Source organism: Streptomyces sp. S465 (assembly GCF_026898115.1).
Lineage (GTDB): Bacteria > Actinomycetota > Actinomycetes > Streptomycetales > Streptomycetaceae > Streptomyces > Streptomyces luomodiensis.
In genome coordinates, this window is sequence record NZ_CP114036.1 from 6,719,761 (window position 1) to 6,734,357 (window position 14,597).

Sequence of the window (14,597 nt, forward strand, 5' to 3'; positions counted from 1 at the left end):
GAACCTTCGTACAAATGAACATTCCGACAGGGGAGCGCTGAAGAGCGCTGAGAGTGCGGCACGGCCGCAGACCCTCGGACCTGATCCGGGTCATACCGGCGTAGGGAGTCAGCATCACCATGAACAGCCAGTTTCGGCATGCCATCGCGGCCACCCTCCTCGGCTCACTCGCCCTGGGCACGCTCGTCGGCTGCGGCGAGGGCTCCAAGAGCGGCTCGGACTCCAAGACGGTCACCCTGGTCACCCACGACTCGTTCGCGGCCTCCAAGGGGGTCCTCAAGGAGTTCACCGAGGAGACCGGCTACACGGTGCGGGTGCAGGCCGGGGGCGACGCGGGGGCCGCCGTCAACCAGGCGATCCTGTCCAAGGGCCACCCCCAGGGCGATGTGTTCTTCGGCGTGGACAACACCCTGCTCTCCCGCGCGCTCGACAACGACCTGTTCACCCCCTACGCGGCGAAGGGCCTGGACAAGGTCCCGGCCGCCCTCCAGCTCGACCGGGCCGAACACCGTGTCACCCCGGTCGACTTCGGCGACATCTGCGTCAACTACGACCGCGAGTACTTCGCCGACAAGAAGCTGGCACCGCCCCGGACGCTCGACGATCTGACCAAGCCCGCCTACAAGAACCTCCTCGTCACCGAGAACGCCGCCACCTCCTCCCCTGGTCTCGGCTTCCTTCTCGCCACGGCCGCCACGTACGGCGACGACGGCTGGCAGGGCTACTGGAAGAAGCTGCGGGCCAACGGCGTCGAGGTGGTCGACGGCTGGGAGCAGGCGTACTACGACCGGTTCTCCGGCTCGGCCGGCGGCGGCAAGGGCGACCGGCCGCTTGTCGTCTCCTACGCCTCGAGCCCGCCCGCCGAGGTGGCCGACGCCAAGACCAAGCCCGCCAAGGCCCCCACCGGGGTGGCGACGGGCACCTGCTTCCGGCAGGTGGAATTCGCCGGGCTGCTGAACGGCGCGGGCAACACCAAGGGCGGCAAGGCGCTGCTGGACTTCCTGCTGAGCAAGCGGTTCCAGGAGGACGTCCCCCTGAACATGTACGTCAACCCGGCGCGCGAGGACGCCAAGCTGCCGGATCTGTTCACCCGGTACGGGGCCACGATCGCCGACTCGGCCACCCTGGCGCCGCAGAAGATCGCCAAGAACCGTGAGCAGTGGGTCAAGACATGGTCCTCGCTGGTCCTGTAGAGCCCCGCGAGAACCGTAAGAAGGCCGACGGCCTCCGTAAGACAGGCGAGGCCGACGGCGGCGGCCGTCGCGCGACCGCCCTCCGGCTCGCCCTGATGGCGGTGCCGCTCGCCTTCTTCGCGGTCTTCTTCGCCTATCCCGTGGCCGCCATCGTCACCCGGGGGCTGCGCGTCGGCGGGCGATGGCGGTTCGGCCGGATCGCCGAGGTGATGACCGATCCGGCGACGCTGGACGTCCTGTGGTTCACCTGCTGGCAGGCGGTGGCCTCGACCGCCTTGACGCTCGCGGTCGCGCTCCCGGGCGCCTATGTCTTCGCCCGCCTCGACTTTCCCGGCAAGGGACTGCTGCGGGCCGTGGTGACCGTGCCGTTCGTCCTGCCGACCGTCGTCGCCGGATCGGCCTTCCTGGCCCTGCTCGGCCGGGGCGGGCTGCTGGACGAGCTGTGGGGCGTACGGCTGGACACCTCCGTCTGGGCGATCCTCCTGGCCCATGTCTTCTTCAACTACGCGGTGGTCGTACGGACCGTCGGCGGGCTGTGGGCCCAGCTCGACCCGCGCCAGGAGGAGGCCGCGCGGGTGCTCGGCGCGGGCCGGCTGTCGGCCTGGCGCCGGGTGACGCTGCCCGCGCTGGCCCCCGCCGTGGCCGCCGCCGCGCTGATGGTGTTCCTGTTCACCTTCACCTCCTTCGGCGTGATCCAGATCCTCGGCGGCCCCCGCTACGCCACCCTGGAGGTGGCGATCTACCGGCAGACCGCACAGCTGCTCGACCTCCCCACGGCGGCGGTGCTCACCCTCGTGCAGTTCGCCGCGGTCGCGGTCGTCCTGGCCCTGCACGCGTGGACCGTAAGGCGGCGGGAGAGCGCCCTGCGGCTCGTCGACCCCGGCCGTACGGCGCGCCGCCCGAAGGGCCCGGCCCAGTGGGCGCTGCTGTGGGGGGTGCTGGCGGTGGTCGCGCTGCTGATCGTGGCACCGCTGGCGGTGCTGGTGGAGCGCTCGCTGAACGGGCCGGACGGCTACGGATTCACCTACTACGAGGCGCTGCGGTCGGCCGCCGACAGCGGGGGCACCTTCTTCGTGGCCCCCATGGAGGCCGTCGGGAACTCCCTGCGGTACGCGGCGGTCGCCACCGTCTTCGCCCTCGTCGTGGGCGGCCTCGCCGCCGCCGCGCTCACCCGCAGGGCGGGGCGGCTGGTGCGGGGCTTCGACGCGCTGCTGATGCTGCCGCTGGGCACCTCGGCCGTCACCGTGGGCTTCGGGTTCCTGATCGCCCTCGACGAGCCCCCATTGGATCTGCGCGCCTCCTGGGTCCTGGTGCCGCTCGCCCAGGCCCTGGTGGGCGTGCCCTTCGTCGTGCGGACCATGCTGCCCGTGCTGCGGGCGGTGGACCACCGGCTCCGGGAGGCGGCCGCCGTGCTCGGGGCGTCTCCGTGGCGCGTCTGGCGGGAGGTGGACCTGCCGCTGGTCGGACGGGCCGTGGCGGTCGCGGCGGGCTTCGCGTTCGCCGTCTCCCTGGGTGAGTTCGGGGCCACCGTCTTCATCGCGCGCCCCGACCACCCGACCCTCCCAGTGGCCATCGCCCGCTTCCTGGGCCGGGCCGGACAGCTCACCTATGGGCAGGCGATGGCCCTGAGCACGATCCTGATGCTGGTCTGCGCCGGGTCGCTGCTGGCGCTCGAGCGCATCCGCACCGACCGTTCCGGAGAGTTCTGAATGACGCTGCTGCGACTGGACGAGGTGACCGTGAGGTTCGGCCGGCGCGACGCGCTGGACGCCGTCGACCTGGAGGTCGCCGAACACGAGACGGTCTGTGTGCTGGGACCGAGCGGAAGCGGTAAGTCCACCATGCTGCGCGTGGTGGCCGGGCTCCAGCGAGCCGACGCCGGCCGGGTGTGGCTCGCCGGACGCGACCAGAGCGGGGTGCCCGTCCACCGGCGCGGAGTGGGGCTGATGTTCCAGGACCACCAGCTGTTCCCGCAGCGGGACGTGGGCGGCAACGTCGCCTTCGGGCTGCGGATGCGCAAGGTGGGCCGCGCGGAGGCGGACCGCCGGGTCGCCGAGCTGCTGGAGCTGGTGGGGCTGCCGGGCGCGCAGCGCCGCCCCGTCGACTCGCTCTCCGGCGGTGAGCAGCAGCGGGTGGCGCTCGCCCGCGCGCTGGCCCCGCGGCCCAAGGTGCTGATGCTGGACGAGCCGCTGGGCCAGCTCGACCGGGGGTTGCGGGAGCGGCTGGTCGTCGAGCTGCGTGAGCTCTTCGAACGACTGGGCACCACCGTCCTCGCGGTCACCCACGACCAGGGGGAGGCGTTCGCGCTCGCGGACCGGGTCGTGGTGATGGAGAACGGCCGGATCGCCCAGACCGGCAGCCCGCTGGAGGTGTGGCAGCGGCCCGCCACCGAGTTCGTCGCCCGCTTCCTCGGCTTCGACAATGTGGTGGAGGCGGTCGTACGCGGCGAGACCGCCGAGACCCGCTGGGGCGAGCTGCCCGTTCCGCCCGGCTCCCGGCCGGGCCCCGGCAGGCTGCTGGTCCGCCCGGCCGGGGTGCGGCTGACGGACCCCGGGGAGGGGCTGGCGTGCACCGTGGCGGCGCGCACCTTCCGCGGCGACCATGTGGCGCTCGTCCTGCGGCCCTCGGACCCGGCCGCGCCGCGTCTGGAGGCGTCCTGCCCCCTGAGGGACGCCCCGGAGGCGGGGACCCGGGTCGGGGCGGCCTTCGACCCGGCGGAGGTCGTGGTCCTGGACCCCGCGCCCTGACGCCGGGGCTCGGGACGCCGCGAGCGGCCCAGCCGGCCGGGCCCCCGGCACCGGGATCCGTGACGCCGGGACTTCTGCCTGCCGGGCTCCTGCGCCCAGGGCTGCTGACGTCGGCTCAGCCCAGCATCGAGACGAGCGCATCGGGGGCCTCGTCCACCGAGTCCACCAGCGCGATACGGGCCTTCATGGACCGTCCCTCGGCGAGCGCTTCGAGCAGCGGCCAGGTCGGCAGCCGCCGGGTCCAGTGGTCCCGGTCCACCAGCACCATCGGGGTCGGCTCACCGCGCGACTCGTAGTAGTTCGGCGTCGCGTTGTCGAAGATCTCCTGGACGGTGCCGGCGGCACCCGGCAGGAAGACCACGCCCGCGGTCGAGCGGGCCAGCAGCCCGTCCTCGCGGGTGGCGTTGGCGAAGTACTTGGCGATATGGGAGGCGAACGCGCTCGGCGGCTCGTGCCCGTAGAACCAGGTGGGGATGCCGACCGACGTCCCGCCGTCCGGCCAGCGCTCGCGCACCTCGAAGGCCGCCTCGGCCCACGCCCCGATGGACGGCCGGAAGGAGGGTGTCTTGCCGAGCAGTTCGAGCGCCTCGTCCAGCATCGCGTCCTCGTGCGGCGCCGCGTAGGCGCCCAGGTTCGCGGCCTCCATCGCGCCCGGCCCGCCGCCCGTCGCGACCGTGAGACCGGTCCGCGCCAGGGCCCGCCCGAGGCGTGCGGCGCCCGCGTACCCGCTGGTGCCGCGCTCCAGCGCGTGGCCGCCCATGACGCCCACCACCCGTGTCCCGACGAGGAGTTCGTCGAGCGCGTCGGAGATCGCGTCGTCGTGGATGGAGCGCAGCATCGAGGCGAAGATGTCGCCGTCCGTCTTGGTCCGCTGGAACCAGGCGTAGGCGAGCGCGTCCGGCGTCCGTGCGTAACCACGTTCCGCGAGACCCTCGAAGAGTTCCCCCGGCGAGTAGAGGGAGCCGCGGTACGGATCGAACGGCAGATTCGGCACCGGCGGGAACACCAGCGCACCTCCGGCCCGCACCTTCGCCGCCGCCTCGGATTCCATCGGGCAGCCGAGGAAGACCGCTTCGCTGGTGTCGGTGGAGAGGAGCGCGGCCGTACGACCCGTCAGGTCCACGGACTGGACCCGGAACCCGGCCAGGGTGCCGTGGGCGACGACCTGGTCGAACTCCTCGATGGACTCTATTTCCCGGTCTGGTTCCTGCACGCCGACATGCTAATCACACCGGAGGTGGGGGGCTGTGGATGGGGGGAACCGCGACCGGGCCGTCTGGCCGCACAATCCAGGTGTGAACACCCGAGACCCTCAGCGGTGGAACGGCATCGCCGTCAGCTGCGCCACCACCCACACCAGCGGCGCCAGGAGCGCCAGCAGAGCCGTCGCGCGCAGCGCGGCAGCCCCGCGGAGCAGCCGGGCCGGGGCGCCGAGGCGCAGCAGGGCGGCTGTCGTCCGCTCGCGTGCGCTCCTCGCCTCCAGGGCCGCCGTCAGGGCCGTGGCCGCTGCGCACAGTGTGACCAGGGCCGCGCCCAGACCGGTGAGCGGGCCGAAGGCATGGGCTCCGGACGGCCCGGAGACCCTTCCGTACAGCTCCAGGACGGTGTACGCGGCGGAGGCCAGGGCGCACAGCACGCCGACCGGACGTCCGATCAGCCCGGCCTCCTGCTGGAGCACGCGCCCGGCCAGCAGCCGCAGCAGGCCCGGCCGCCCGACGGCCAGCAGCATGCCGCACAGATGGGTCAGACCGGGGCCGGCCAGCACCAGCCCGAGCGCCGCCAGCGCCCAGCCGCCCACCACACCGGGCGGGTTGCCGCCGAGCTTGCCGGGTACGGCGAGCAGGGCGTCGGGGTGTGGGGGCGTGTCGCCGCTCGCGTACGCCTGGAGGGCGAGTCCGGCCGCGGTCAGCGCGATGCCCCAGGGAAGGCCGGAGGTGGCCTGGTGGGGCTGCGGCGCGACCGGCCCTGTCACGACGGTGGGCCGGGCCGGGGCCGCCGGGCGGCGGGTGCCGCGCGGTCCGCGGGCCGGCCGGTGCCCGGTCCGCGGCGGCCGGGGCCACAGCCCGGCCGCACACACCGCACCCACCAGCACGGGGACGACGGCGATCAGGGTGACCGTGCCGACCGGCGGCAGCGGCCGCCCGCCGCCGAGCTGCCGGCTCGCCGCCCCGCTTCCGGCCCAGCTCAGCCAGGAGCCGCCGAGGTCGCCGCGCAGATGCAGAAAGGCCAGCAGCGCCAGCACACCGCCGAGTGCGCAGGCGGCCGTCATCGAGGCCGCCGCGAGCAGGGCCGAACGGGCCGGGCCGAGCCCGGCCGCGGTGAAACCGGGGCCCGGCCCGGTGCTGGGATCGGCGCGGGCCACGGCGACGGCCAGATGGACGGTCGCGGCCAGCGGCACGACGCACCACAGCAGCCGCCCCACCGCGTCCCGCGAGTCGGCAGGGTGGCCCGAGGCGAACCCCAGGGCGCACAGCAGCAGAAAGCTCGCACCCGCCGCCGCGACGGTGACCAGCGACCGCCGCAGCAGCACCGACGGGCGGGCACCGCGGGCTAGGCGGAGGCTGAGCACGCGGCCCTGCCTTCCGCCCCGGCGGGGTCCGGGTCCACCCGGCGGCCGTCGAGCAGGGCGACGGTGCGGTCGGCCAGGGTGGCCACCTCCGGCTCATGGGTCGCGAGGACGACGGTGACGCCCTGGGAGCGGGCGGCCGAGGTGAGGGCGCGCAGTACCTGGGCGCGGTCGGCCCGGTGCAGCGGTGCGGTGGGCTCGTCGGCGAAGAGCACACGGGGCCCGGCGGCCAGCGCACGGGCGATCGCCACCCGCTGGCGCTGCGACTGCAGCAGTGCGGCGGGCCGCACCCGGGCGCATTCGCCGACGTCGAGCCGGTCCAGCCACTCACAGGCGGCGCTCTTGGCGGCGCGCCGCCCGGTGCCGCGCAGCATCAGGGCGAGCGCGGCGTTCTCCCAGGCGGTGAGCTCGGGGACGAGCTGGGGTTCGGTGCCGATCCAGCCGAAGTGGTCACGCCGCAGCCGTTCGAGACCGAGCGGTGGGAGGGAGTACACGGGGGCCTCGTCGAACCACACCTCCCCGCTGTCCGGGACGAGCTGGCCCGCCAGACATCTGAGGAGGGTGGTCTTGCCGCAGCCGCGCGGACCGGTGACGGCGAGGATCTCACCCTCCCGGGCGCCGACGGAGACCCCGAAGAGGGCGGGCGAGCCTCCGTAGGCATACGACACGGTGCGTGCCGAGAGCACGTCGTCGTCCGGCGGAGCCACCATCCCGAGCACCTCGCCTTACCTGCGATCGTCTCCTTCCCCCGGTTGGGGGAACGAGAGCGGAGCCAATGGGTCACTGGCACGGTAAGGACTCGGGTGGGGGCCCGCGCCCAGGCTCGGCGCGGGCGGCCCCCATTTCCTCCGATCAGCCCTGATCGGGACCGGGACCGCCGGAGCGGCGGTTATCGGCGAGCCGGTCGAGGTGGGTGGGTGCGAACATCCGCAGCAGCGCGGGCAGCACCACCACCGACGGCCCGGGGGCCGCGAGCGCGTCGGCGAGGTTCGCGCGCAGCCGCTCGGGTGTGGTGCGCACCGCCGGGACGCCGAAGGACTCGGCGAGCGCGACGAAGTCCGGGCGGGCCAGCTCGGTGGCGGTCGCCTCGCCGAACGCGTCCGTCATGTACTCGCGCAGGATGCCGTAGCCGCCGTCGTCCACGATCAGCCAGGTGACGGGCAGTCGGTACTGGCGGGCGGTGGCGAGTTCGGCGATCGAGTACATCGCGCCGCCGTCGCCCGACACGGCCAGCACCGGGCGGCCGCGGTCCGCGGCGGCGGCCCCGAGGGCGGCCGGGAAGCCGTAGCCGAGGCCGCCCGCGCCCTGTGCCGAGTGCAGGGCGCCCGTGCGCGGGTCGAAGGCGGACCAGGCCCAGTAGGCGAGGATCGTCATGTCCCAGAAGCTGGGGGAGTCATCCGGCAGGGCCTCCCGCACCGCGTCCAGCACCCGCCGTTCCAGCTCCAGGCCCTGCGCCTCGATCCGCTCGCGCACCCGGGCGAGCAGACCGGCCGCGGCCTCGGCCGCCGTGGACCGGGGGCGGGGTGTGACGGCCCCCACCAGGGCGGCCAGCGCCGCACGGGCGTCGGCGTGGATGCCGAGCGCGGGATGGTTGGACTCCAGCTTGCCGAGGTCGGCCTCGATCTGGACGAGGCGGCCGCGCGGGCGGAACGTGTGGTAGTTGGAGGAGAGTTCACCGAGCCCGGAGCCGATGACGAGCAGGACGTCGGCGTCCTCCAGGAACGCGGTGGTGTGCGCGTCCTCCAGCCAGGACTGGAGCGAGAGCGGATGGTCCCACGGGAAGGCGCCCTTGCCGCCGAAGGTCGTGGCCACGGGCGCGTCCAGTGCCTCGGCCAGCGCCAGCAGTTCCTGCCGCGCCCCGGCGCGCACCACGCCGCCCCCGGCCAGGATCACCGGACGCTCGGCGGCGCTCAGCAGCCTCGCGGCCTCCGCCGTCAGCTCGGGCCGGGGCGGCAGCGGACGGGGCGCGGCGTGCAGCGAGCTCACCGGCGGCACGGAGACCGGTGCGAGCAGCACGTCCTGCGGGATCTCCAGCCACACCGGTCCCGCGGGCGCCTCCAGCGCGGACGCCCAGGCGGCGGCGAGCGCGGAGGGGATCTGGGAGGCCGTACGGACCGGGTGGACGGATTTGACGATGTCGCGGAACGACGCCTTCTGGTCGATGAGTTCATGGAGGTACCCCTTGCGCCCGCCGCCGAGCCCGGCGGTCGGCACCTGGCTGCCGATGGCCAGGACGGGCGCGGACGCCGCCGCCGACTCCTGGAGCGCGGCGAGCGTCATCAGCGCCCCCGGCCCGGTGGACACCAGCAGCGGTGCGACCGATCCGGTGACGCGTGCGAAGGCGTCGGCGGCGAACCCCGCGTTGTTCTCCGTCCGCAGCCCCACATGGGCGAGCCCGGACCGCCGCAGCGCGTCGAACGCCCCGAGAGCGTGCTGTCCGGGCAGCCCGAACACGGTGCTCGCGCCGAGCGCGGTGAGGGACTCCACGACGAGATCGCCGCCGTGACGCGCGCGCTGTGCGGAGGGCGTGGGCATGCGGTGGTGCCTTTCTGCCGGGTCTTCGATCGGTCTCTGACGGGTCTTCGATCGGTCTCTGGTGGGTCGTACGGAAAGGGTGCGCATGGGGCCGTGTGGAGGGGTGCGCAAGGGGTGCGAGGCGAACGGGGCGTCAGGCGCCCGCGGTGGCCGGGCCGGTGGTCTCCGAGGCGGCGGCGGGCGGCTCACCGGCGAGGCGGCGGCGCCACACGTCGAGGATCGCCGCGTCGGTGGGCTTCGTGGCGAGGCTGACCGTCACATACGTCACCAGCGAGGCCAGCAGCCCCCCGTAGATGGGCTCGTTGGCGAGGACGCCCTGCCACGCCATCAGCGCGATGACCGTAAGGCCGCCGACGGCGACCGAGGCCAGCGCGCCCGCGCCCGTGCCGCGCTTCCACAGCAGCCCGCCCAGGATCGGCGTCAGCAACCCGCCGACCAGCACGTTGTAGGCGACGGTCAGCGCCTCGACGACGTCGTTGAGCGCGACGGAGATGCCGATCACGGCGAGGCCCATGACGAGGATGAAGACGCGGTTGCCGCCGACCTCGTCCTGGGAGGTGCCGTTCGTACGGAGCGTACGTCCGCGCAGCCGGGCCCAGACGTCGTTGTTCGCCACCGTCGCACAGGCGATGAGCGCACCCGAGGAGGTGGACATCACGGCCGACAGCGCGGCGGCCAGCACCAGCCCCTTCATCCCCACCGGGAGGGCGTCCTCGACGATGGTCGCGAACGCGTCGTCCGGGGCGCCCAGCTCGGGGTACAGCACCTTCGCCGCCGTGCCGATGACCGCGCCCGCGACCGCGTAGACCAGGCAGTACGTACCGGCCGCGGTGCCGCCGAGGCGGGCGACCCGGTCGTCGCGGGCGGTGAAGACCCGCTGCCAGATGTCCTGGCCGATCAGCATGCCGAAGGAGTAGATGAGCACATAGGTGAAGACGGTCCGGCCGCCGATGCCCATGGGGGAGAAATAGCCGTGGGGGAGTTCGGACCTCATCGCGGCGAAGCCGCCCGCCTTCACCACCGCGACCGGCAGCAGCAGGAGCAGCACGCCCACCGTCTTGACCACGAACTGCACCATGTCGGTGAGGGTGATCGACCACATGCCGCCGAGCGTCGAGTAACAGACCACGATCGCCCCGCCGAGCACGATGGCGACGACCCGGTCCAGGCCGAAGATCACATCGAAGATGGTGGCGTAGGCGATGGTCGAGGTGACGGCCAGCATCAGGGTGTAGGCCCACATCACGATGCCCGATATCAGCCCGGAGGAGCCGCCGTAGCGCAGATCCAGCATCTGGCTGACGGTGTAGACCTTGAGGCGGGCGATGCGCGCCGAGAAGAACACCGACAGCGCCAGCAGCCCGAGGCCGATGGTGAGGACCATCCAGGCGCCGGAGAGCCCGTACTGATAGCCGAGCCCGACACCGCCGATGGTGGACGCGCCGCCGAGCACGATCGCGGCCATCGTCCCGGAGTACATGACCGGCCCCAGCCGCCGGCCCGCGACCAGGAAGTCGCTGGTGGAACCGGTGCGGCGCATCCCCCACCAGCCGAGCGCGAGCATGCCCGCGAGATAGACGACGATCACGGTGTAGTCGACGGCGGTCATGGCGGTGCTCCTCGGTCCGGCGGGGGGCGGGTGGCGGCCGGGGGAACGCGGACGCGCGGGAAGACCCTAGGTGTCGCCGGAGCGCCCGGGAAGGGCACGTTCCCCCCACTCCCGATCCCCCCGGCCCTCCACTCCCGATCCTTCCGGGCCCCCGCTCCTGATCCCCGGGAGGTACGAACCGTCCCCGCGCGGGGCCCGCCGTGTTGAACGACCGCGTCCCCGGGGAGCATGCGGGCGCGCGGGCGTCAGAGCTTGGTCCACGCCTCCGTCAGCACCGTCCGCAGCACCTGCTCGATCTCGTCGAAGAGCGCCTGGTCGGCGGTGAGCGGCGGGGCCAGCTGGACGACCGGGTCGCCGCGGTCGTCGGCCCGGCAGTACAGCCCGTTCTCGTACAGCGCCTTGGAGAGGAAGCCGTAGAGGATCCGCTCGGTCTCCTCCGCGTCGAAGGACTCCTTGGTGACCTTGTCCTTCACCAGCTCCACGCCGTAGAAGAAACCGTTCCCCCGGACATCGCCGACGATCGGCAGATCGTGCAGCCGCTCCAGGGTGGAGCGGAACGCGGCCTCGTGGTCCAGCACATGCTGGTTGAGCCCCTCGCGTTCGAAGATGTCGAGGTTGGCCAGGGCCACCGCGGCCGAGACCGGATGGCCGCCGAAGGTGTAGCCGTGCAGGAAGGTGTTGCTGCCCTGGTAGAAGGGCTCGGCGAGCCGGTCGGAGACGACGCACGCGCCGATCGGGGAGTAGCCGGAGGTCATCGCCTTGGCGCAGGTGATCATGTCCGGGACGTAGTCGAACTTGTCGCAGGCGAACATCGTGCCCAGCCGGCCGAAGGCGCAGATCACTTCGTCCGAGACGAGCAGCACGTCATGGCGGTCGCAGATCTCGCGGACCCGCTGGAAGTACCCGGGCGGCGGCGGGAAGCAGCCGCCCGCGTTCTGCACCGGCTCCAGGAAGACCGCGGCCACGGTGTCCGGACCCTCGAAGAGGATCTGCTGTTCGATCTGGTCGGCGGCCCAGCGGCCGAACGCCTCGGGGTCGTCGCCGAAGACCGGAGCCCGGTAGATGTTGGTGTTGGGGACCTTGTGGGCGCCGGGGACCAGCGGTTCGAACGGGGCCTTGAGCCCCGGCAGTCCGGTGATCGACAGGGCTCCCTGGGGGGTGCCGTGGTAGGCCACGGCGCGGGATATCACCTTGTGCTTGGTGGGCTTGCCGGTGAGCTTGAAGTACTGCTTGGCCAGCTTCCAGGCGGTCTCGACGGCCTCGCCGCCGCCGGTGGTGAAGAAGACCTTGTTCAGGTCGCCGGGGGCGTAGCCGGCGAGCCGCTCGGCGAGTTCGACGGCCTTGGGGTGGGCGTAGCTCCACACCGGGAAGAAGGCGAGCTCCTGGGCCTGCTTGGAGGCCGTCTCCGCCAGCTCGACCCGTCCGTGGCCCGCGTTGACCACGAACAGGCCGGACAGGCCGTCGATGTACCGCTTGCCCTTGTCGTCGTAGATGTACGTGCCCTCCCCGCGCACGATCGTCGGCACGGGGGAGTTCTCGTATGACGACATGCGGGTGAAGTGCATCCACAGGTGGTCGTACGCCGTCGAGGAGAGGTCGGCGGAAAGGTCGGCAGGGAGATCGGCGGAGAGGTCGGCGCTCATGGCTATCTCGTTCCCCAGGTATAGGTCTGCTTCCGGAGCTTGAGGTAGACGAAGCTCTCGGTGGAGCGCACACCGGGCAGCGTGCGGATCCGCTTGTTGATCGTTTCGAGGAGGTGGTCGTCGTCCTCGCAGACGATCTCGATCAGGAGATCGAAGGAGCCCGCGGTGACGACCACGTACTCGACCTCGTCCATGGCGGTCAGCGCGTCCGCGACCGGGTCGAGATCGCCCTCGACGTTGATGCCGACCATCGCCTGCCGCCGGAACCCCACGGTCAGCGGGTCGGTGACGGCGACGATCTGCATCACGCCCTGGTCGAGCAGCTTCTGCACGCGCTGCCGCACGGCCGCCTCGGAGAGTCCCACGGCCTTTCCGATGGCGGCGTACGGCCGTCGACCGTCCTCCTGGAGCTGCTCGATGATCGCCAGGGATACGGAGTCGAGGGACGGCGTGCCGTTCTTGTCAGGTGTGGCCACGACCCTCACTGTGCACGAGCCTCGTCCGTGTCGCAAGCCTTCATTGATGAATTTCGTCGTCATGGGATCGCTAAAACACTGATTCCGTTGTTCTGGTGTGGCGGGTATGTCGAAAGCGCAGCCTCGGCGACTACTGTGGGTGTCTCACCCATCGGACAGCTGACAGGAGGGGTGGCACGTGACCACCGAACTGCGTCGTCTGCGCAACTACATCGACGGAGAGTTCCGGGACGCCGCGGACGGGCGGACCACGGAGGTGGTCAACCCGGCCACGGGCGAGCCCTACGCCACCGCGCCGCTCTCGGGCGCGGCGGACGTCGACGCGGCGATGGCCGCCGCGGCGGCCGCCTTCCCGGTCTGGCGCGACCTGGTGCCCGGCGAGCGGCAGAAGGCGCTGCTCAAGATCGCCGACGCCTTCGAGGCGCGGGCGGAAGAGCTGATCGCCACCGAGTCCGAGAACACCGGCAAGCCGCTCGGTCTCACGCGGGACGAGGAGATCCCGCCGATGATCGACCAGATCCGCTTCTTCGCGGGTGCGGCCCGGATGCTGGAGGGCCGCTCGGCCGGTGAGTACATGGAGGGGCTCACCTCGATCATCCGGCGTGAGCCGGTCGGGGTGTGCGCCCAGGTCGCGCCGTGGAACTACCCGATGATGATGGCCGTATGGAAGTTCGCCCCCGCGCTGGCGGCGGGCAATACGGTCGTCATCAAGCCCTCGGACACCACGCCCGCCTCCACCGTGCTGATCGCCGAGATCATCGGGGGAGTGCTGGCGGAGCTGGGCCATCCGCAGGGCGTGTTCAACGTGATCTGCGGTGACCGCGAGACCGGACGCCTGATGGTCGAGCACCCCGTGCCCGCCATGGCGTCCATCACCGGTTCGGTGCGGGCCGGCAAGCAGGTCGCGGAGAGCGCATCGAAGGACGTCAAGCGGGTGCATCTGGAGCTCGGCGGCAAGGCGCCCGTCGTGGTCTTCGAGGACACCGACATCCCCAAGGCGGTCGAGGACATCTCGGTCGCGGGCTTCTTCAACGCGGGCCAGGACTGTACGGCCGCCACCCGGGTGCTGGTCCACGAGGCGATCCACGACGAGTTCGTCAGCGCGCTGGCCAAGGCCGCCGCCGAGACCAAGACCGGCGCGCCCGACGACGAGGACGTGCTGTACGGCCCGCTGAACAACGCCAACCAGCTGGCCCAGGTCTCCGGCTTCATCGACCGGCTCCCCGCGCACGCCAAGGTCGAGGCGGGCGGCCACCGGGTCGGCGACAGGGGCTTCTTCTACGCGCCCACCGTGGTCTCCGGGCTCAAGCAGGACGACGAGATCATCCAGCACGAGGTCTTCGGCCCGGTCATCACCGTGCAGTCCTTCTCGGACGAGGAGCAGGCGGTCTCCTACGCCAACGGCGTGGAGTACGCGCTGGCGTCGTCGGTGTGGACCAAGGACCACGCCCGCGCGATGCGGATGTCCAAGGCGCTGGACTTCGGCTGCGTCTGGATCAACACCCACATCCCGCTGGTCGCCGAGATGCCGCACGGCGGCTTCAAGAAGTCCGGCTACGGAAAGGATCTTTCGGCGTACGGCTTCGAGGACTACACCCGCATCAAGCACGTCATGACATCGCTGGGCTGATTCCCGCGGCCGCGGCCGGTCCGTCGTCCGGTCTGGCGTCCCGTCCGTCGTCCGGGCCGTCGCCCGACCTGTCGCCCGGTGGTCGTCCGGTCTGCCACCCGGTGCGTGTCACTGGGGCATGGCAGGGTCACCTGTCATGCCCCAGTGGGGGAGTCCGGGCTCCACGGTGCACGGTGTGCGGTGGCACGACGCTGACCG

Annotated in this window: 11 protein-coding genes and 1 riboswitch; of the genes, 4 read left to right on the forward strand and 7 right to left on the reverse strand. The window is 72.3% G+C overall.

From position 1 onward, the window contains the following. Positions 1-18 precede the first annotated feature (18 nt). Positions 19-124: riboswitch (TPP riboswitch) on the forward strand. From N6H00_RS28540 to N6H00_RS28550, 3 genes are all read left to right on the forward strand, one after another. Further along, complete coding sequence (locus tag N6H00_RS28540) at positions 120-1,193, forward strand: thiamine ABC transporter substrate-binding protein (RefSeq protein WP_268974683.1); 1,074 nt, start codon at positions 120-122, stop codon at positions 1,191-1,193. It overlaps the preceding riboswitch by 5 nt. Before the next feature lie 95 nt (positions 1,194-1,288). Further along, positions 1,289-2,902 (forward strand): ABC transporter permease, encoded by a 1,614-nt coding sequence (locus N6H00_RS28545; RefSeq protein WP_268977147.1) that lies wholly within the window; start codon positions 1,289-1,291, stop codon positions 2,900-2,902. Continuing rightward, positions 2,903-3,940, forward strand: coding sequence for an ABC transporter ATP-binding protein (locus N6H00_RS28550; protein WP_268974684.1), 1,038 nt, complete (start codon positions 2,903-2,905; stop codon positions 3,938-3,940). Positions 3,941-4,055: 115 nt separating this feature from the next. Here the strand turns inward: N6H00_RS28550 and N6H00_RS28555 are convergent, their stop codons facing one another. The 7 genes from N6H00_RS28555 to N6H00_RS28585 form a co-directional block, all read right to left on the reverse strand. Next, complete coding sequence (locus tag N6H00_RS28555) at positions 4,056-5,153, reverse strand: LOG family protein (protein WP_268974685.1); 1,098 nt, start codon at positions 5,151-5,153, stop codon at positions 4,056-4,058. 99 nt (positions 5,154-5,252) lie between these two features. Beyond that, positions 5,253-6,509: a hypothetical protein gene (locus tag N6H00_RS28560; RefSeq protein ID WP_268974686.1), complete on the reverse strand. Its 1,257-nt coding sequence runs from the start codon at positions 6,507-6,509 to the stop codon at positions 5,253-5,255. Further along, a complete protein-coding gene (locus tag N6H00_RS28565; protein WP_268974687.1) occupies positions 6,491-7,216 on the reverse strand; it encodes an ABC transporter ATP-binding protein in 726 nt (241 codons plus the stop codon). The genes N6H00_RS28560 and N6H00_RS28565 overlap by 19 nt, the downstream gene beginning before the upstream one ends. 142 nt (positions 7,217-7,358) lie before the next feature. Further along, positions 7,359-9,041 (reverse strand): thiamine pyrophosphate-binding protein, encoded by a 1,683-nt coding sequence (locus N6H00_RS28570; RefSeq protein ID WP_268974688.1) that lies wholly within the window; start codon positions 9,039-9,041, stop codon positions 7,359-7,361. 133 nt (positions 9,042-9,174) lie between these two features. Next, positions 9,175-10,650, reverse strand: a complete 1,476-nt coding sequence (locus tag N6H00_RS28575) for a sodium:solute symporter (protein WP_268974689.1) — start codon at positions 10,648-10,650, stop codon at positions 9,175-9,177. Positions 10,651-10,895: 245 nt separating this feature from the next. Continuing rightward, the gene (locus N6H00_RS28580) at positions 10,896-12,293 is read right to left on the reverse strand and encodes an aspartate aminotransferase family protein (RefSeq protein WP_268974690.1); all 1,398 of its coding nucleotides are present in this window, start codon (positions 12,291-12,293) and stop codon (positions 10,896-10,898) included. 2 nt (positions 12,294-12,295) lie between these two features. After that, positions 12,296-12,769, reverse strand: a complete 474-nt coding sequence (locus N6H00_RS28585; protein ID WP_030834287.1) for an Lrp/AsnC family transcriptional regulator — start codon at positions 12,767-12,769, stop codon at positions 12,296-12,298. A gap of 178 nt (positions 12,770-12,947) precedes the next feature. Here N6H00_RS28585 and N6H00_RS28590 point away from each other — a divergent pair, with 178 nt between their 5' ends. Continuing rightward, positions 12,948-14,399, forward strand: coding sequence for a gamma-aminobutyraldehyde dehydrogenase (locus N6H00_RS28590; RefSeq protein WP_268974691.1), 1,452 nt, complete (start codon positions 12,948-12,950; stop codon positions 14,397-14,399). Positions 14,400-14,597: the final 198 nt, after the last annotated feature.

Bases quoted from the DNA above. Each gene is read 5' to 3' on its own strand.
- N6H00_RS28565 (WP_268974687.1), bottom strand. From the start codon at position 7,216: ATGGTGGCTCCGCCGGACGACGACGTGCTCTCGGCACGCACCGTGTCG.
- N6H00_RS28540 (WP_268974683.1), top strand. From the start codon at position 120: ATGAACAGCCAGTTTCGGCATGCCATCGCGGCCACCCTCCTCGGCTCA.
- N6H00_RS28575 (WP_268974689.1), bottom strand. From the start codon at position 10,650: ATGACCGCCGTCGACTACACCGTGATCGTCGTCTATCTCGCGGGCATG.
- N6H00_RS28580 (WP_268974690.1), bottom strand. From the start codon at position 12,293: ATGAGCGCCGACCTCTCCGCCGATCTCCCTGCCGACCTTTCCGCCGAC.
- N6H00_RS28550 (WP_268974684.1), top strand. From the start codon at position 2,903: ATGACGCTGCTGCGACTGGACGAGGTGACCGTGAGGTTCGGCCGGCGC.
- N6H00_RS28545 (WP_268977147.1), top strand. From the start codon at position 1,289: ATGGCGGTGCCGCTCGCCTTCTTCGCGGTCTTCTTCGCCTATCCCGTG.
- N6H00_RS28570 (WP_268974688.1), bottom strand. From the start codon at position 9,041: ATGCCCACGCCCTCCGCACAGCGCGCGCGTCACGGCGGCGATCTCGTC.